Genomic DNA, 17,865 nt, shown 5'->3' on the forward strand with positions numbered 1-17,865 from the left:
CAATTACAAGAAGACGTGATAGCAGATCAGCTAAGTCTATTTGAGGAGTATGATCCGTTTACAGGTGAGAAGAATAAGAGAAAGTAATCTTAAAGAGACCCGCTAGACGGGTCAGCTAGCAAAGGTGGTGCTGAAGGGAAACCATTCGGTAGGCCTTTAGGTCTCGGCCGGTAGCAGAGGCTTTCAGCCGAAGAGCAAGCCACCCGTTCTCACGGGTGGTTTTGACTCTGTGTCTTTTACGGCTTTAGTGGTTGTAAATAACTATAAAAATCTTAAAGGCATGGTAAATGCTAAAAAGAAAAGGAGAAATTTATGGCTTATATTTGGTCTTATCTCAGACGTTATCCTAAGTGGCTAGCAATGAATTTTACGGCGGCCATTTTATTTGTTATTGCTAACTTGGGTTTGCCGACGGTTCTTGCCAGAATGATTGATGAGGGTTTCCAGTGTCTTTTTGATTTTGGCGACAAGTCCACAAGCAGGAGCTATTATTTCCTTTGCGGGAGGAGGACATGGCACACCAGCAGAATACGGACATGTGGCTTTCGTCGAAAAACTCTACCCAAATGGCTCATTCCTTATCTCCGAAACCAATTACAATGGCAATCCAAACTATACCTTCTGTAAATTATCTGGAGTGGATAGTAACTTGAGTTTTGCGTATACGACGAAATAAAAAAGGATATGCTAACAATGACTTGATTTGTTAGCATATTGTTTTGGAGGTGGTGATACGGATTTGTTAGAGAAACCCGTTTATAATTATATTAAAAATAATCATGGAGTAATAACTTTTCGTGATATGGAAGAGCTTAACTTTTCTTATCAACAACTGAATCAATTAGTCTCAAAAGGGAAAGTGGAATCAATTGAAAGAGGTATCTATCATCTGCCAGATACCTATATCGATGACTATTTTAGTTTACAGTACCGTTTTCCATCCTTAGAAACAGCACTTTGGTTACATGGTCTGTCCCTTACCATTCCATTTGAGCCTGTGATGACTTTTCCTTTCGGGACAAATACGAGGCCAATGAAAGAAGCTGGTGTCAAGCCAATTGTCGCTAGAAAGTATCATGAAATCGGTATTATTAGACTGGAGCGACAGGCTGGACAGTTTATCTCAGTATATGATATGGAACGAACATTAGTGGAGTGTTTGAGAACAGCTTATCATGTCGATATTCAAGTTATTGCTCCAGCTTTTCAAGCTTACTTTAAAAAAGGAGCTGTTGATTATGCCAAGTTGTATCACTATGCACAACTATTTAAAGTAACCGAAAAACTACAATCATATGTGGAGGTCTTGTCGTGAAATTTTCAAATGCTAATAGTTTCAAAGCTAAAATCAAGAATATTGCAAAAGAAAAAGGGATCTCTTTCTCAAAAGATTAGTCAAATATTTGAAGAATACGGTGCGAATATGTTGGATGTATTCGGTTGTTATATGTATAAATTAAACAATTGTGTTACAATGAAACCATATAGAATTTTAAGTTTTCTCAAAAACTTTTTATAACTAAGAACACATAAGGAGGTAAAATGGTGAAGCATTCTAAAATAACAAAAGTTTTTCAGCTTTCACTCGTCATCATATTTATTTTAGTCTTGTTAGGGCTCTTTGTTCCCCAGCAGTTTCAAAATATTAGTTCTTACTTAAAAAATCTCTTAACAACTAGTGTTGGCTGGTTTTACTTGTTATTGGTTACGGGGATTTTAATTTTTTGTGTCTTTTTAATTGTAAGTCCGATAGGGCAGATTCGCTTGGGTAATCCCACGAGTCGGCCAGAGCATTCGACGACGTCATGGATTGCCATGATGTTTTCTGCTGGAATGGGGATTGGTCTGGTCTTTTATGGGGCAGCAGAGCCTTTGAGTCACTTTGCTATCTCGACGCCCAATGCAGAAATAGGCAGTGCGGATGCTCTCGCAGATGCTTTTCGTTTTACTTTTTTTCACTGGGGATTTCATGCTTGGGCGGTCTATGCCCTGGTGGGATTGTCTTTGGCTTATTTTGGCTTTCGTAAACGGGAGAAATATCAGCTCTCAGTCGTCTTTAAGCCTCTTTTTGGAAAATATGCGGACGGACCAATAGCAACCATTATCGATACCATCACCATTATTGCGACAGTGATTGGGGTAGCGACAACGCTCGGCTTTGGTGCCTCACAAATCAATGGTGGTCTCTCCTATGTCTTTGGTATTCCTAATAATAGTCTTGTGCAAGTCATCATTATCATCATTGCGACAATTCTTTTTCTTATTTCTGCCTTATCAGGTTTAGGAAAGGGTGTTAAAATCCTATCTAATACAAACTTGATTTTAGCTATTGTCTTGCTTGCTGGAGTCATAGTTTTGGGGCCAACGGTTAAGATATTTGACACCATGACAGACTCTATCGGCCTTTATTTTCAAAACTTCTTCCGTATGAGTTTTCGGGCGGCGGCTTTTGATGAGACCAAGCGGGCTTGGATTAACCAATGGACCATTTTTTACTGGGCATGGTGGATTTCCTGGTCACCTTTTGTGGGCGTCTTTATTGCCCGTATCTCAAAAGGTCGGACTATTCGCGAATTTTTGACAGTAGTGCTTTTGGCACCAACAGTCCTTAGTTTTATCTGGTTTTCTGCTTTTGGTACCTTATCTACTTCACTACAAGATTCGGGGGTTAATTTGATACGTTTTGCCACAGAAGAAATTCTTTTTGCCTCTTTTAATGAATATCCTCTGGGAAGTGTCCTTTCACTCCTGGCAATTATTTTAGTTTTAACCTTCTTTGTGACCTCGGCGGATTCTGCCACCTATGTTTTGGCCATGTTGTCTGAAGATGGCAATCTAAATCCAAGTAATCGTAAAAAGGTGATTTGGGGTGTCATGCTGGCCTTGATTGCTATTGCACTCATGTTTTCTGGTGGATTGACAGCTTTACAAAACACGCTCATTATTGTCGCTTTTCCATTTTCTATAGTACTAGTGTTGATGATGTGGTCGCTTATGAAAGAGTTATATCACGAAAAAGAGCAAATGGGACTCGCCATTACACCAGACCGATATCCTGAGAAGAATCAACCGTTTAAATCTTATGAGGAAAATTAGGAGGATGGCATGGAGTTAAGAGTGCTTCGTTATTTTATTACTATTGCTGAGGAGGGGAGTATCTCCAAGGCAGCTGAGAAGCTGATGATTACTCAGCCGACACTCAGTCGTCAGTTAAAAGATTTGGAGCAGGAACTTGGTGAACCTCTTTTTATCCGTGAACATATCAAGTCGCTTAATAAAGAAAACCAGGGCATCAGCTCTGGTTTTTTCTATTGCTTTTAATATTTTCATTTGTTAGAATGTAGGTGATGTGCGTGCTTGTCACGCCCTTTTTCTGTGTCTTTTACGGCTTTAGTGGTTGTAAATAACTATAAAAATCTTAAAGGTATGGTAAATGCTAAAAAGAAAAGGAGAAATTTATGGCTTATATTTGGTCTTATCTCAGACGTTATCCTAAGTGGCTAGCAATGAATTTTACGGCGGCCATTTTATTTGTTATTGCTAACTTGGGTTTGCCGACGGTTCTTGCCAGAATGATTGATGAGGGAATAAACCGTGGTGATGTTGATAAGCTTTACGCTTATGCTTGGGTCATGTTTGGTGTAGTTTTGACTGGGATTGTTGGTCGTATACTTCTGTCCTATGCGGTTGGTAAGTTGACCACTACTATGGTGCAAGTCATGCGTAATGACATTTATGCTAAGCTTCAGGAGTATTCCCACTACGAGTATGAGCAGATTGGGGTATCCTCTTTGGTGACTCGTATTACATCAGATGCTTTTGTGCTTATGCAGTTTGCGGATCAGGTTCTTAAGCTAGGGGTTATCACTCCTTTGATGATGGTTTCCAGTGTCTTTTTGATTTTGACGACAAGTCCATCTTTGGCTTGGATTGTGGCAATCTCCTTGCCTTTCCTAGCCGTAGTAGTCTGGTATGTGGCGGTAAAAACGCGTCCGCTTTCTGAAAAACAACAGGCAACTCTCGACAAGATTAACCAGTATGCTCGTGAAAATCTGACTGGACTTCGTGTCATCCGAGCTTTCGCTAGAGAAGATTTTCAAGAGAAGAAGTTCGCTTCTGAAAATGCTGTCTATGCGGATAATTCAAACAAACTTTTTAAATTGACTGGTTTGACCGAGCCACTTTTTGTGCAAATCATCATCGCTATGATTGTGGCAATTGTTTGGTTTGCTCTTGAGCCATTAGGTTCTGGGACTTTAGCAATCGGTGACTTGGTTGCTTTTATTGAGTACAGCTTCCATGCACTATTGTCCTTCCTTTTCCTAGCCAATCTCTTTACCATGTATCCTCGTACAGCGGTATCTAGTGAACGTCTGCAGGAAATTATGGACATGCCGATTTCTATCAATCCAAATGAAGATGGCGTGACAGAAACCGAGACTAAGGGATATTTGGAATTTGACAATGTTACCTTTGCCTATCCCGGTGAAACTGAGAGTCCTGTCCTACACAATATTTCCTTCAAGGCTAAACCTGGTGAAACCATTGCCTTTATCGGATCTACGGGTTCAGGAAAATCATCACTTGTGCAGTTGATTCCACGCTTTTATGATGTAACGCTTGGACGCATTCTTGTTGATGGTGTGGATGTTCGTGACTATAATCTGAAGGCTCTGCGTCGTAAGATTGGCTTTATTCCACAAAAAGCCCTGCTCTTTACAGGAACCATCGGTGAAAATATCCGTTATGGTAAGGAAAATGCCAGTCATGAAGAATTGAATCAAGCTACGGATGTCGCTCAAGCTAAGGAATTCATTGACAGTAAGGAAGAACGCTACGATTCTCACTTGGCTGAGGGTGGTAGCAACCTTTCTGGGGGACAGAAGCAGCGTTTGTCGATTGCACGTGCGGTGGTTAAACGTCCTGATCTTTATATCTTTGATGATTCCTTCTCTGCCTTGGACTACAAGACTGATGCGACCTTGCGCCGTCGTCTAAAAGAAGTGACTCAAGATGCGACAGTCCTGATTGTTGCCCAACGTGTGGGAACTATCATGGATGCAGACCAGATTATCGTTCTTGATAAGGGTGAAATCGTGGGTCGTGGCCGCCACGAAGAGCTTATGGAAAGCAATGAGATTTACCGTGAAATTGCTAATTCTCAATTGAATCAAAAGAGTCTTACGGAAGACTAGAAGGAGGTCAAAATGAAGAAAAATAAAACAAAAACAAGTCATTCCTCAAGTTTTGGCCGCCTTTGGTCCTACTTGCAGGCTTATCGTTTCCCACTTTACCTAGCCATTTTCTTGAAAATTGTTAGTGTCATCATGAGTGTCCTTGAACCCGTAGTCATTGGTTTAGCTATTACCGAGTTGACTAAAAATACGCTGGCCATCATCAAAGGTGTGGAAGGCGCTCATATCAACGTCTCCTATGTTGGTTTGGTTTTGGTTGTTTATCTCTTGCGTGGTCTTATTTATGAGTTGGCTGCTTATTATTCCAACTATTTTATGACCAATGCTGTGCAAGCAACGGTTCAAGATATGCGAAATGAGATGACCGAGAAAATCAATCGTACCTCAGTGTCATACTTCGATAAGCACCAGTTTGGGGACCTCTTGGGACGCTTTACCAGTGACGTCGAGACAGTATCTAATGCCTTGCAGCAGTCATTTTTGCAGGTTGTTAATGCCGTCTTTACTCTAGCCTTGGTTATTGGAACAGTGCTTTACCTTAATCTTCAATTGGGAGCTATAGTTGTCATCACTATTCCGATTACATTCTTTGGTGCCCGCTTTATCATGAGTAAGTCTCAGCCCTACTTTAAACAACAGGCTGATGCTCTAGGTACTCTTAATGGTTTTGTTCAAGAAAATCTGACCGGTTTCAATGTGCTTAAGCTATTTGGCCGTGAGGATAGATCCTTGGATGATTTTAAAGAAATCACGGAAGACCTTCAGAAGGTAGGTTTTAAGGCTAATTTCATTTCAGGACTCATGATGCCTGTTCTTAACGGTTTATCTGACTTGACCTATCTAATTGTCGCTGTTCTAGGTGGTTTGCAAGTCTTGGCTGGTCGCTTGACGATTGGTAATATGCAGGCCTTTGTTCAGTATGTTTGGCAGATTAACCAACCTATTCAGAACTTGACTCAGTTGGCTGGACAATTGCAAAGTGCTAAATCTTCCTTGGACCGTATTTTCCAACTGATGGATGAACCAGACGAGGCTAATGATGCTACTGAAGTGCTTGACGGAGATTTGACTGGCCAAGTTAGCTTTAAGCATGTGGACTTCCAGTATGTGGCCGATAAACCTTTGATTCGTGACTTTAATCTTGAAGTCAATCCTGGCGAAATGGTCGCCATTGTCGGCCCAACTGGTGCCGGAAAATCAACGATTATCAATCTTCTCATGCGTTTCTATGATGTGACGGCTGGTTCTATCTCGGTTGATGGTCATGATATTCGTAACTTATCACGTCAGGATTATCGTAAACAGTTTGGTATGGTGCTTCAGGATGCTTGGCTCTTTGAAGGAACTATCAAGGAAAATCTTCGCTTTGGTAATCTTGAGGCAACTGATGAAGAAATTGTTGAAGCCGCTAAGGCTGCCAATGTGGACCACTTTATCCGTACGCTACCTGGCGGTTACAACATGGAAATGAACCAGGAATCAAGTAACATTTCACTGGGACAAAAGCAACTTTTGACCATTGCGCGTGCGCTTTTGGCTGATCCTAAAATCTTGATTTTGGACGAGGCAACCTCATCAGTTGATACCCGTTTGGAACTCTTGATTCAAAAGGCTATGAAGACTCTCATGCAGGGTCGAACAAGCTTTGTCATTGCTCACCGTCTGTCAACTATCCAAGAGGCAGACAAGATTTTGGTCCTTAAAGATGGTCAAATCATCGAACAAGGGAACCATGAATCCCTTCTTGCAGATAAAGGCTTCTATTACGATTTGTATAATAGTCAGTTTGCAGAGAAATAAACAAAATAATCCATCAGTTCATAACTGGTGGATTTTTGCTGATTTTAACGAGCAATAAAAGAGACTTCCCCAGTGAGAGAAGTCTCAAAATTAATATTTATTTCTCAGCAGGTCGTGTGACGAACATGGCATCTCCGAAACTGAAGAAGCGGTAGCGTTCTTGGACGGCGTGTTTATAGGCATCAAGGACGAATTCACGACCAGCAAAGGCTGAAACCAACATCACCAAGGTTGATTTTGGAAGGTGGAAGTTGGTTGAGAAGGCGTCTACGACTGTAAATTGGTAGCCTGGTTTGATAAAGATATTGGTCCAGCCTGAGTCGGCTTGGAGTTGACCATCGTATTTATTGCCGATTGTCTCAAGTGTTCGTATTGAAGTAGTTCCTACTGCAATGATGCGGCCTCCAGCGGCTTTGACGCTATTAAGGGTATCGGCAGCGTCTTGACTGAGGGTGTAAAACTCTGAGTGCATCTCATGTTCGTCGACATTCTCAACAGAAACAGGTCGGAAGGTTCCCAGTCCAACATGGAGGGTGAGGTAGACCAATTTTACGCCTTTGGCTTCAATCTTTTGAAGCAATTCAGGTGTGAAATGGAGACCAGCTGTTGGAGCAGCGGCGGAGCCATTTTCCTTGGCATAGACCGTTTGGTAACGGTCACGGTCTTCTAATTTTTCATGGATATAAGGTGGCAATGGCATCTCGCCCAAACTTTCCAAGACCTCAAGGAAGATACCGTCGTAGCTAAATTCTACGATTCGACCACCGTGATCTAGTTCCTCAGTGACAGTGGCAGTCAAACGGCCATCACCAAAACTGACCTTAGCGCCTACTTTAAGGCGTTTCGCAGGTTTAGCCAAAACTTCCCATTGATCCCCTTGGGTATTTTTCAAAAGGAGAAATTCCACATGGCCATGGGTATCAGGCTTTTCACCGTAGAGGCGGGCAGGAAGCACGCGTGTATTGTTCATGACCAAGGCATCGCCAGGGTTAAGCTGGTCGATGATGTGGTCGAAGTGGGTGTCAGTCATTTCCTTGGTTACAGGGTCAATGACTAAGAGTTTAGAGGCATCACGTTGCTTCAAGGGTGTTTGAGCAATCAGTTCCTCTGGCAGTTCAAAATCAAAATCGTTTGTATTCATTTCTTTCCTCGTTTAAAAATGTTCAGCCTTTTTATTATAGCACGATATAGGACGACCGTCATTAAACTTATCGAGTGAAAGCGCTTGACAAAAAGGTTAAAAAAAGAGATAATAAAGAAAAAATGGTATATACCAATATCGAGGTGAATAGCATGAAAAAGATTTTAGTTAAAAATCAAGTTGAGGGAGGCCAAGTTGCCTTTGATATTCTTAAAGAGAGCCTTGCAGCGGGTGCTCAGACATTGGGATTGGCGACAGGTAGTTCACCTATCGCCCTTTACCAAGAGATGGTTGAAAGCGACTTGGATTTTTCGGAACTTTACAGCGTTAATTTGGATGAATACGTCGGACTAGCACCAGACCATGAGCAGAGCTACCATGCCTTTATGAAAGCTCAACTCTTTGATGCCAAGCCATTTAAAGAGAGCTTCCTACCAGATGGCATGGCTGAAGATTTAGAACAGGCGGCCAAGGATTACGATGACATCTTGTCCCAACATGTCATTGACTTGCAAATCTTAGGTATCGGAAGTAATGGGCATATTGGATTTAATGAGCCAGGTACGCCTTTTGATAGTCAAACCCATGTGGTTGACTTGACTGACAGCACCATTGAAGCCAATAGCCGTTTCTTTGCCAGTCGTGACCAAGTCCCTACAAAGGCTATTTCAATGGGGATTGCTTCCATTATGGTTGCCAAGAAAATCATTTTGTTTGCCTATGGCGACAAGAAGGCAGATGCCATTTTCAAGATGGTTAAGGGGCCAGTGACAGAGGAAGTGCCAGCTAGTGTCTTGCAACATCATCCAGACGTGACTCTTATCTTGGATGAGGCTGCTGCTGCGAAATTGTAATGCTATCTTGTGGAAAATCAATCCACGAAACTCAGGTTGAGGCATTTAGCGCTCAGCCTTTTTCTTTTGTGAAAAGTCACTTCCAAGCAAATCAATTGCCTAGCCCTCTTTGATAGCGCTATAATAGTTAAGTTGACTTTGACTATCAAACAACAGATATAGATATTTCATAAAGAAAGAGGACATACAATGGCAAAACCTATTCGAGTATTGCTTTATTATAAATACCTTCCCATCGAAAATGCTGAGCAATTTGCGGCTGACCACTTGGCTTTCTGTAAGTCAATCGGTCTGAAAGGACGCATCTTGGTCGCCGACGAGGGAATTAATGGAACGGTTTCTGGTGACTATGAAACCACTCAAAAATACATGGACTATGTTCACAGCCTTCCAGGGATGGAGGACCTTTGGTTCAAGATTGATGAGGAAGAGGAGCAAGCTTTCAAGAAGATGTTTGTTCGCTACAAGAAGGAAATCGTTCACCTTGGTTTAGAGGATGATAACTTTGACAGCGACATCAATCCGCTTGAAACAACGGGTGCTTACTTGTCACCAAAAGAGTTTAAAGACGCCCTTCTAGATGAGGACACAGTTGTCCTTGACACACGTAATGACTATGAGTATGACCTTGGTCACTTCCGTGGAGCCATTCGTCCAGACATTCGCAACTTCCGTGAATTGCCACAATGGGTCCGTGACCATAAAGAAGAGTTCATGGACAAGCGCGTGGTTGTGTACTGTACTGGTGGTGTACGCTGTGAGAAATTTTCAGGTTGGATGGTCCGTGAAGGCTACAAAGATGTTGGTCAATTGCACGGTGGTATCGCGACTTACGGAAAAGATCCAGAGGTTCAAGGGGAGCTTTGGGATGGTAAGATGTATGTCTTTGACGAGCGTATTGCCGTTGACATCAACCATGTAGATCCTGTCGTTGTCGGTAAGGATTGGTTCGATGGGACGCCTTGCGAACGCTATGTCAACTGCGGTAACCCATTCTGTAACCGTCGTATGCTTGCTTCAGAGGAAAATGAAGACAAGTACCTTCGTGGCTGCTCACATGAATGCCGTGTTCACCCACGCAACCGTTATGTCTCTGAAAATGGTTTGAACCAAGAAGAAGTTGTCGAACGTCTTGCGGCAATTGGTGAAAGCTTGGATGTAACACCTGCTTAAGTTTAAATAGTGAAGAAGCTGAGAGAGTTCTCGGCTCTTTTTTTGCAATTTATTTCTAAAATAATGACATATATATATTGCAAATGGAAATATATAGTGTATAATTAAGATGAAAACAGATGGTGAACCTAGTCAATTTCGACGATAATATCAGATATGATGAAAAAGGAGGGGGCATGTGGCAAAGAATTTACGCTTAAAAGCAGCTCGAGCAGAGCATGATATGACCCAGGGTGACTTGGCAGAAGCGGTAGGTGCAACAAGACAAACCATAGGGTTGATTGAAGCTGGAAAGTACAATCCCAGTCTAGCCCTATGTATTGCCATTTGCAAAACACTGGACAGGACCTTGGATCAACTGTTTTGGGAGATTTAGGAAGGAAGTAAAGATGATGAAATTTAAGCTTGTTAATAATAAAGTTACAGATGAACGCGAAAAAGCTCTAAATAATAAGGTTGCTGCCGAATGTTTTTACATAATGATTGCAGGGACACTTGCATGCTTGGTCTATAGCTCCTTCTTTAACAAGGGGGTCATCACCTCTAATTACTTGACTTTTCCAATGTTGATAGCATGGATTTGGTCTATTTATAGATCTGAACGACTTAGTGTTAACACATTTGGGGGTTCTGGAATGACAGTCTTAGGTTGTTTACTGGTGACTGGGCTTATCACCCTTATGATAATGTCAGCTAACTATCGGTTCAACCACAATGTCTATCATAATAATCCCCTGGATCCTAGATATCTCATGGCTTGGCCAGTTACTTATATTTTGTATATTCCCTTTGTCTTTTTTATGAATTGGGCTCTCACAGCACTTGGAAGATATGAGAAAAGACGTCTTGAAAAACAGCTGGACGATTTGGAGAATGAAGAATAAATAGTGATAGAATCAGACCGTTCTTTTTGGTCTGATTTTTTTATGTTATAATGGGTCCTAAAATTAAGGAGGTCACGTATGCTACTAACTGAATTTGATGCGAATAGACAAGCGATTATCAATCCCGAGGACTTGAATGAGCCTCTTGAGGGGTTTCCTAAAATAGCTGTGTCCTGTTTTTCTCGTTCGACCTTTCAACGAATGCTTGAGATGTTTCCCCATGAACTTATCTATGAGACGTCCATGGCGAATGTGGCTATTCCGATTTATAAGCTTGTTATTGCTGAGCAGGAGTTGGCTCTTTTTAATGCACCTGTAGGCGCCTCTGCCTGTGTGGCTATTTTAGAGGATATTTTCGCCTTGGGAGCTGATAAACTTGTACTCTTTGGGACTTGTGGTGTTCTTGATGAAGATATTAAAGAGACTTCTATTATTATTCCTAGTCATGCCCTTAGAGATGAAGGGACGAGTTTTCACTATGTGGAAGCCAGCGATGAGATTGCGGTAAATGTGGGTGTTTTAGACCGTTTTCGTTCCTATCTCAATGAACGTCAGATTTCTCATAAGGAAGGCAAAGTTTGGACAACTGATGGCATTTACCGTGAGACGAATGGTAAACTCAAAGCTCGAAAGGCAGCAGGAGCCATTTGTGTGGATATGGAGTGTTCTGCAGTTGCAGCTTTAGCAAAGTTTAGAGGTGTTGAAATCTGTCATTTCTTCTATGCTGCAGACCACCTTTCTGAAGGTAATTGGGATGCCCGTAACTTGATGAATCATGCAGATTTGGATGAAAAGGACAAGGTAGCTTTATTAGCTTTGGAGTTTGTGTGTGACTGGAGTGAACCTTAAACATTTTACTTTTTAGTTTTATTATTTGTAATCATTCTAAATAACTGTTATAATATTTTTTAGAATGATTCTAAATAAGGAGTAAATAAATTGGAAGATAAGAATTTTGCAGAGCGTTTAAATATTTTGAGAGCTGGTGTTTTAGGTGCCAATGATGGAATCATTTCCATTGCGGGAGTGGTTATCGGTGTGGCTAGTGCGACATCAAACATCTGGTTTATTTTGATTTCTGCCTTGTCAGCGATTTTTGCCGGTGCCTTTTCGATGGCCGGTGGCGAATATGTCAGTGTCTCAACGCAAAAAGATACCGAAGAAGCTGCCATCGCTAAGGAACAAGCTCTCCTGGATCGCTCACCTGAAGCAGCTAGAGAGAGTTTGTACCAAACCTTCCTCAGTCAGGGGGATTGCGAAACAGCAGCCGAAGTCAAGGTCAATCAAGCCTTCAGTAAAAATCCTATTAAGGTCTTGGTTGAGGAAAAATATGGAGTGGACTTGGATGAAATTACCAATCCATGGCATGCTGCCGTATCTAGTTTCTTTGCTTTTTCGGTTGGTTCCTTGCCACCAGCACTAGCTATCATGCTGTTCCCAGAGCCTTACCGTATTCCTGTAACAGTGGTTGTGGTTGCCCTGACTTTGCTCTTGACTGGCTATGTCAGTGCTAAGCTCGGAAAAGCACCTATTAAACAAGCTATGTTGCGTAATTTGACAGTAGGACTCTTGACCATGCTTGTAACCTTCTTGGTCGGGCATATCTTCCACGTGAATGTGTAAGTGTTAATAATGGATAAGTCTACCATGTTAGGTAGGCTTTTTTAGTCTGCTAGACCAAGCTTATCCGTGGTACAATAGGGTTATGCGTTTAGATAAATTATTAGGACAGGCGGGCTATGGTTCTCGCAATCAAGTCAAGAAGCTTATTCGTAGCCGTCAGGTATACGTGGATGGCATCTTGGCTGAACAAGATAATCTTAATGTGGATGCTAGTCTTCAAACCATCACGGTTTCTGGTAAGGAACTGGAGCATGCCCCAGAAGTCTACTACCTTATGAATAAGCCAGCAGGTGTAGTGTCAGCTCGTAGGGACAAGGAACACCAAACAGTCATTGATTTGATTAAGCCTGAAGATCAGCGAGAGGGGCTTTATCCTGTTGGGCGATTGGATAGAGATACGGAAGGTTTGGTGCTAATTACCAATAATGGGCCTTTGGGCTTTGCCCTGCTTCACCCACGTTATCATGTGGCTAAGACTTATTATGTCGAGGTCAATGATGTTCTTGGGCCTGATGCACCTGCATTTTTTGAGTCTGGTGTTGTCTTTGAGGATGGTACTATTTGTCAATCAGCTCAGCTGGAAGTTTTAAGTTCTGCGAGTGACAAGAGCTGTGCTAGAATTACGATTTCGGAAGGCAAGTTTCATCAAGTGAAAAAGATGTTTTTGGCTTATGGCGTCAAGGTAACCTATCTTAAGCGTATTTCTTTTGGAGAGTTTAAGCTTGATGAAGGGATAGCTGTAGGTTCCTACCGAACGTTGACCGAAGCGGAAAAAGCAATCTTACGTACTTATCTTGGCTAGTAGCCTTATGTGGTTTAAAGTGCGATAGGAACTTTCAATCTCATGATAGGTTCCCTCTATCATGACCCTTAATACTGTAAGGCCCATAACGACAGTCTTTTCTAGGGGTATAAGTGAAACTTATGGCATTCCATAAGTTTTTTTAATTTTTCAAGCCTTGTTTCTGGTGGTATGATGGTATCAATTCGATTGAGAACTGAAGTAAGTCAGGAGCAATGACCAAGTCTAATCAGAGAGGGAGGTTCATTATGACAGAAGCATTTTACGATCATTTAGCAAAGACACGTCATCAGATTCACCAACATCCAGAGGTTTCTGAGGAGGAGCACGAGACGACAGTCTTTTTGAAAGGCTATTTGAGAAATCTAGGTATTGAGCCTTTAAATTATCCCTTGAAGACGGGACTTATCGCTGAGATTGGGTCAGGTCATCCGATTATTGCTTTGCGTGCTGATATTGATGCCCTACCGATCAAGGAAAAGACAGGACTTCCTTATGCCAGCGACAATGGGGCCATGCATGCTTGTGGTCATGATTTTCACCAGACCTCTCTTCTCGGAGCTGCTCAGCTTTTAAAAGAAAGAGAAGCCGAGCTTAAGGGGACTGTTCGCTTGATTTTCCAACCGGCCGAGGAAAATTTCCAAGGGGCCTATCAGGTCATTGAAGCGGGTGGTCTTGACGGTGTGTCAGCTATCATCGGTTATCACAATAATCCTCACTTGAAACCTGGTCAGATTGGTCTTCGTTCGGGAGCTATCATGGCAGGTGTGGAGCAGTTTAGGGTTGATGTTAAAGGTGTTTCGTCCCATGCTGCCCGTCCTGATTTGGGTGTGGATACGGTCTTGGTCACTACGACCATCATCAACAATTTACAACAGATTGTTGCTCGTACGGTATCGCCCTTTGAATCAGCAGTATTGTCAGTTACTCATATCGAAGTTGGAAATACTTGGAATGTTCTTCCAGCAGCGGGCTTTTTCGAAGGAACGATTCGTACCTTTGAGCCTAAGGTTCGTGAAGATGTCATTGCCCGCTTTGAAAAGGTCGTTCGGGCGACAGCAGACCAGTTTGGTGCTCAAGTTGACATTACTTGGGGCAATTCACCTTACGTAACCTACAATGACCAGACGCTCACACCACTTATCTTTGAAAATTCTAAGGCCTTCGCAGAAGTGATTGAAACGCTGCCATCAACAGGGGGCGAAGACTTTGCGGCCTATCAAAAGGAAATACCAGGAGTCTTTGCCTTTGTTGGCTCAAATGGTGAAGAAAATGCACCAGACTGGCACCATGATGATTTCCTTGTGAAAGATGAGGCCTTGCCAGTAGCTGTTAATTACTATGTGGAAAACGCCCTTTTCCTACTTGACTATTTTAAGGAGAAAGGCAAATGACCATTCCCTTAATCGGTATTACCAGTAATGAAAAACTTGTTAGTGTTAGGGAGTTGAGAGCTTCACTGACGCCCCATTTATAGGTGTTCAGTGGTATGCTGAGTTTCTCTTGGGACATAAGCTCTTAAAAGACCAAGGACTCTTTGATTATTTTGTTAAGAGTTTTAAATAAAGCTTAAGAACTTTAAATTGGTACTACTTTTGATATTGAAAAGGAGGACGTGCTTAAGGAGAAAAAATCTTTTGATCATTTAGTTTACACTTAAGAACCCAGCCGATTGGTTGGGTTCTTTTGTCGTATTTTAGAAGCAAGATTTCAGGACTTAGAAAGGGAGGGAAGATTTTTCACTTGCTATTTTTGAGTTTTTTAGATAAAATGAAAGCGTTATCATTTCAAAAATAGATAGGGAGTGGTCAAGTCATCTTTTTGATGTTTGACCTTATAACTTCCGAATAAGGAGAAACGTATGTTAATTGGTATTCCAAAAGAAATCAAAAATAACGAAAACCGTGTGGCTCTAACGCCTGCAGGTGTCCAAAGTCTTGTGGCTAAGGGACATGTCGTGTTAATCGAAACAAATGCAGGCCTTGGCTCTGGTTTTGCGGATGCAGATTATGCCAATCAAGGTGCTAAAATCGTTGCAACTGCTGCAGAAGCATGGGCAGCTGAGCTTGTGGTTAAAGTTAAGGAGCCTCTTGCAGCAGAATATGGCTTCCTTCGTGAGGATCTTTTACTCTTTACCTACTTGCACATGGCAGCAGCTCCAGAATTGGCAGATGCTATGGTCAATGCTAAGACAACAGGTGTGGCCTATGAAACAGTACGTAGCCAAGAAGGTCACCTACCACTTTTGGTTCCAATGAGTGAAGTTGCAGGACGTATGGCCGTTCAAATCGGTGCTCACTTCTTGACCAAACAAGAGGGTGGCTCTGGCGTTCTCCTAGGTGGGGTACCTGGTGTTCCTAAAGGGAAAGTGACTATTATCGGTGGTGGTGTCGTAGGGACACATGCAGCCCGCATTGCCCTTGGACTTGGAGCTCAAGTGACTATCCTTGATATCAGTGCTAAACGTTTGTCTGTCCTTGAAGAGGTCTTTGGTAGCCAAATTCAAACACTTATGTCAAATCCGCTCAATATTGAAGCGAGTGTCCGAGATGCTGACGTGGTTATCGGTGCTGTTCTTATCCCAGGTGCTAAAGCACCGAAACTTGTTACTAACGATATGGTTAAACAAATGCGTCCAGGTTCAGTTATTGTTGACGTTGCCGTTGACCAAGGTGGGGTTGTTGAAACTGCGGATCGCGTGACCACTCACGATGAGCCCGTTTATGAAACACATGGTGTTCTTCACTATGCCGTTGCCAATATCCCAGGAGCTGTAGCACGTACATCAACTATTGCCCTTACCAATGTCACTTTGCCTTATATCGAAGCCCTTGCAGGAAAAGGATTCAGAAAAGCCATTAACGACGACGAAGGTCTGCGTCAAGGGGTTACAACCTACCAAGGTCATATTACTAGCAAACCGGTTGCAAAGGGCTTAGACAGAGAGTATACATCAATTGATGAATTGGCATAAATAGATTATTTAGCATAAACAAAGAGGAGTCGCACCATGATTTGGTTGACTCTTTTTTTGTGGTCTGAGACAAGAAATGCTACAAAGCCGAAACTGTTAGAATTTTTCTAATTTTGCTCTTATTTTATGCTATAATGAGTAGACATATTAAGGGCAGTAATGAGTATCTATAAGGTATTTTATTCATGTTTGCCATTAGGAGGTTTTATCGTGGCCAACCATATTCGTGTGATCACAGCAATTATTTTCTCTCAACTTCTCGTTCTTTATTTTGGTTTTCGTATGGATGTCTCTTTGACCGAACTGCTAACTACAGTAGCTGTGGCATCCCTGGTTGAGATTATTTATCATGTGAAGTTTGTTCGTAAGATAGGAGCCAATATTTCTTTTGAGACTTTTTGGAAAAACTGTGACCAACTTTTTAGAAAAAATGCTGTGCTGTTGGCTATTTTACTTTGTGATCTGCTTATTTTTAAAGGTGGGGATTTCTTGGCCTTCATTCTTTGGCAAGTTACCTTTGTTGTCTTGGTAAGTATTATCATCATGGCATCAAATAATGCCCCGGACGCATGATAATACTTAAATCTTACAATGAAAGTGTGTAGATAATGTTTAGCATTCAAAGAAATCATTTGTCGGACCCAGGTGTAGATTATGTCACTTTTGGTAAGGGAGACAAAACTCTTATTATCATTACGGGATTAAGTTTGCAACGATTAGGTGATATGTCCAACCTTGCCATTTACTCGCTATTTTATCGATATGCTAAGGAGTATACGGTCTATATTTTTGATAGAAAGGATTATATCGAAGAAGGTATTTCAATTGAAAATATGGCTGATGACCTCTACCATTCTTTACAAGAATTGCATATTGCTAATGCCTCTATCATAGGCATATCACAAGGTGGTATGATTGCTCAGCTGTTTGCTATCAAGTATCCTCAAAAGGTGACTAGTCTGGTGTTAGCTCTGACATTCTCTCGAAATAATGCTATTAGTAGAGAAACCATCAGAGGATGGATTGAGATGGCTGAAAATAACGATATGGACCAGCTAAATAAGGATTCGATGAGTAAATCATTTTCGTCACCTGTTTTAAAGAAATTATATGTGATTAACAGATTATTTTTGAAGTCTGTAAGCAAGGAAAAACGCCATCGATTTGTTGGTTTAGCCAAGTCAATTCTAGCCTTTGATTGCTATAGTTCGCTTGATAAAATCACTTGTCCGACTCTTGTCTTGGGAGCTAAAAATGATTTGGTTCTGGGTGTGGATGGCGCCAGGGAACTTGCAAATAGCATTCCAAATGCTTCCTATTATGAATTTAGCAAACTGGGGCACGCGGCCTTTATTGAAAGTAATCAATTTAATAAAATGATATTAGAATTTCTGCGAAAGAATGCTTAGGCAGCAAACT

At 41.7% G+C, this 17,865-nt stretch carries 16 protein-coding genes and 3 pseudogenes; 18 read left to right on the plus strand and 1 reads right to left on the minus strand.

Annotation, left to right across the window (positions count from 1 at the left end; translation table 11 throughout):
* The 7 genes and pseudogenes from H7T99_RS06565 to H7T99_RS06595 all read left to right on the plus strand — a co-directional run.
* Nucleotides 1-87, plus strand: a pseudogene (locus tag H7T99_RS06565) (IS200/IS605 family transposase); the annotation flags it as partial.
* Between the two features lie 373 nt (nucleotides 88-460).
* A pseudogene (locus H7T99_RS06570) lies at nucleotides 461-676 on the plus strand (CHAP domain-containing protein); the annotation flags it as partial.
* 27 nt (nucleotides 677-703) lie between these two features.
* Nucleotides 704-1,315, plus strand: a complete 612-nt coding sequence (locus tag H7T99_RS06575; protein WP_037602032.1) for a type IV toxin-antitoxin system AbiEi family antitoxin domain-containing protein — start codon at nucleotides 704-706, stop codon at nucleotides 1,313-1,315.
* Between the two features lie 227 nt (nucleotides 1,316-1,542).
* Nucleotides 1,543-3,096: a BCCT family transporter gene (locus H7T99_RS06580; protein WP_013990980.1), complete on the plus strand. Its 1,554-nt coding sequence runs from the start codon at nucleotides 1,543-1,545 to the stop codon at nucleotides 3,094-3,096.
* Nucleotides 3,097-3,105: 9 nt separating this feature from the next.
* Nucleotides 3,106-3,273: pseudogene (locus H7T99_RS06585) on the plus strand (LysR family transcriptional regulator); the annotation flags it as partial.
* Between the two features lie 185 nt (nucleotides 3,274-3,458).
* The gene (locus H7T99_RS06590) at nucleotides 3,459-5,195 is read left to right on the plus strand and encodes an ABC transporter ATP-binding protein (protein ID WP_037602034.1); all 1,737 of its coding nucleotides are present in this window, start codon (nucleotides 3,459-3,461) and stop codon (nucleotides 5,193-5,195) included.
* A gap of 12 nt (nucleotides 5,196-5,207) precedes the next feature.
* The gene (locus H7T99_RS06595; protein ID WP_021144541.1) at nucleotides 5,208-6,995 is read left to right on the plus strand and encodes an ABC transporter ATP-binding protein; all 1,788 of its coding nucleotides are present in this window, start codon (nucleotides 5,208-5,210) and stop codon (nucleotides 6,993-6,995) included.
* 97 nt (nucleotides 6,996-7,092) lie between these two features.
* Here the strand turns inward: H7T99_RS06595 and queA are convergent, their stop codons facing one another.
* Nucleotides 7,093-8,136 (minus strand): tRNA preQ1(34) S-adenosylmethionine ribosyltransferase-isomerase QueA, encoded by a 1,044-nt coding sequence (gene queA, locus H7T99_RS06600; protein ID WP_021144540.1) that lies wholly within the window; start codon nucleotides 8,134-8,136, stop codon nucleotides 7,093-7,095.
* Nucleotides 8,137-8,288: 152 nt separating this feature from the next.
* On the opposite strand from queA, the gene H7T99_RS06605 reads away from it, so the two are divergent.
* The 11 genes from H7T99_RS06605 to H7T99_RS06655 all read left to right on the plus strand — a co-directional run bounded on the left by H7T99_RS06605 (nucleotide 8,289) and on the right by H7T99_RS06655 (nucleotide 17,855).
* Nucleotides 8,289-8,990, plus strand: coding sequence for a glucosamine-6-phosphate deaminase (locus H7T99_RS06605; protein ID WP_021144539.1), 702 nt, complete (start codon nucleotides 8,289-8,291; stop codon nucleotides 8,988-8,990).
* 189 nt (nucleotides 8,991-9,179) lie between these two features.
* Nucleotides 9,180-10,163 carry a rhodanese-related sulfurtransferase gene (locus H7T99_RS06610; protein WP_037602037.1) on the plus strand — a complete coding sequence of 328 codons (984 nt, stop codon included), beginning with the start codon at nucleotides 9,180-9,182 and terminating at the stop codon, nucleotides 10,161-10,163.
* A 178-nt stretch (nucleotides 10,164-10,341) separates the two neighbouring features.
* Nucleotides 10,342-10,539 carry a helix-turn-helix transcriptional regulator gene (locus tag H7T99_RS06615; protein ID WP_014621323.1) on the plus strand — a complete coding sequence of 66 codons (198 nt, stop codon included), beginning with the start codon at nucleotides 10,342-10,344 and terminating at the stop codon, nucleotides 10,537-10,539.
* A 13-nt stretch (nucleotides 10,540-10,552) separates the two neighbouring features.
* Nucleotides 10,553-11,047 (plus strand): DUF6773 family protein, encoded by a 495-nt coding sequence (locus H7T99_RS06620; RefSeq protein ID WP_037602039.1) that lies wholly within the window; start codon nucleotides 10,553-10,555, stop codon nucleotides 11,045-11,047.
* 78 nt (nucleotides 11,048-11,125) lie between these two features.
* Nucleotides 11,126-11,896, plus strand: coding sequence for a nucleoside phosphorylase (locus H7T99_RS06625; protein ID WP_037602041.1), 771 nt, complete (start codon nucleotides 11,126-11,128; stop codon nucleotides 11,894-11,896).
* A 90-nt stretch (nucleotides 11,897-11,986) separates the two neighbouring features.
* Nucleotides 11,987-12,670, plus strand: a complete 684-nt coding sequence (locus H7T99_RS06630) for a VIT family protein (protein ID WP_037599694.1) — start codon at nucleotides 11,987-11,989, stop codon at nucleotides 12,668-12,670.
* Nucleotides 12,671-12,752: 82 nt separating this feature from the next.
* Complete coding sequence (locus H7T99_RS06635; protein WP_037599696.1) at nucleotides 12,753-13,472, plus strand: 16S rRNA pseudouridine(516) synthase; 720 nt, start codon at nucleotides 12,753-12,755, stop codon at nucleotides 13,470-13,472.
* Nucleotides 13,473-13,720: 248 nt separating this feature from the next.
* Complete coding sequence (locus tag H7T99_RS06640) at nucleotides 13,721-14,866, plus strand: amidohydrolase (RefSeq protein ID WP_037602044.1); 1,146 nt, start codon at nucleotides 13,721-13,723, stop codon at nucleotides 14,864-14,866.
* Nucleotides 14,867-15,333: 467 nt separating this feature from the next.
* Entirely contained in the window at nucleotides 15,334-16,446 is a 1,113-nt protein-coding gene (gene ald / locus H7T99_RS06645; protein WP_037601550.1) for an alanine dehydrogenase, read from the plus strand.
* 210 nt (nucleotides 16,447-16,656) lie between these two features.
* Nucleotides 16,657-17,019 carry a hypothetical protein gene (locus H7T99_RS06650; RefSeq protein ID WP_037601547.1) on the plus strand — a complete coding sequence of 121 codons (363 nt, stop codon included), beginning with the start codon at nucleotides 16,657-16,659 and terminating at the stop codon, nucleotides 17,017-17,019.
* Nucleotides 17,020-17,054: 35 nt separating this feature from the next.
* Entirely contained in the window at nucleotides 17,055-17,855 is an 801-nt protein-coding gene (locus H7T99_RS06655) for an alpha/beta fold hydrolase (protein WP_037602046.1), read from the plus strand.
* Nucleotides 17,856-17,865 lie beyond the last annotated feature (10 nt).

The organism is Streptococcus sp. 17.1, assembly GCF_016648655.1.
Classification (GTDB): domain Bacteria; phylum Bacillota; class Bacilli; order Lactobacillales; family Streptococcaceae; genus Streptococcus; species Streptococcus salivarius_E.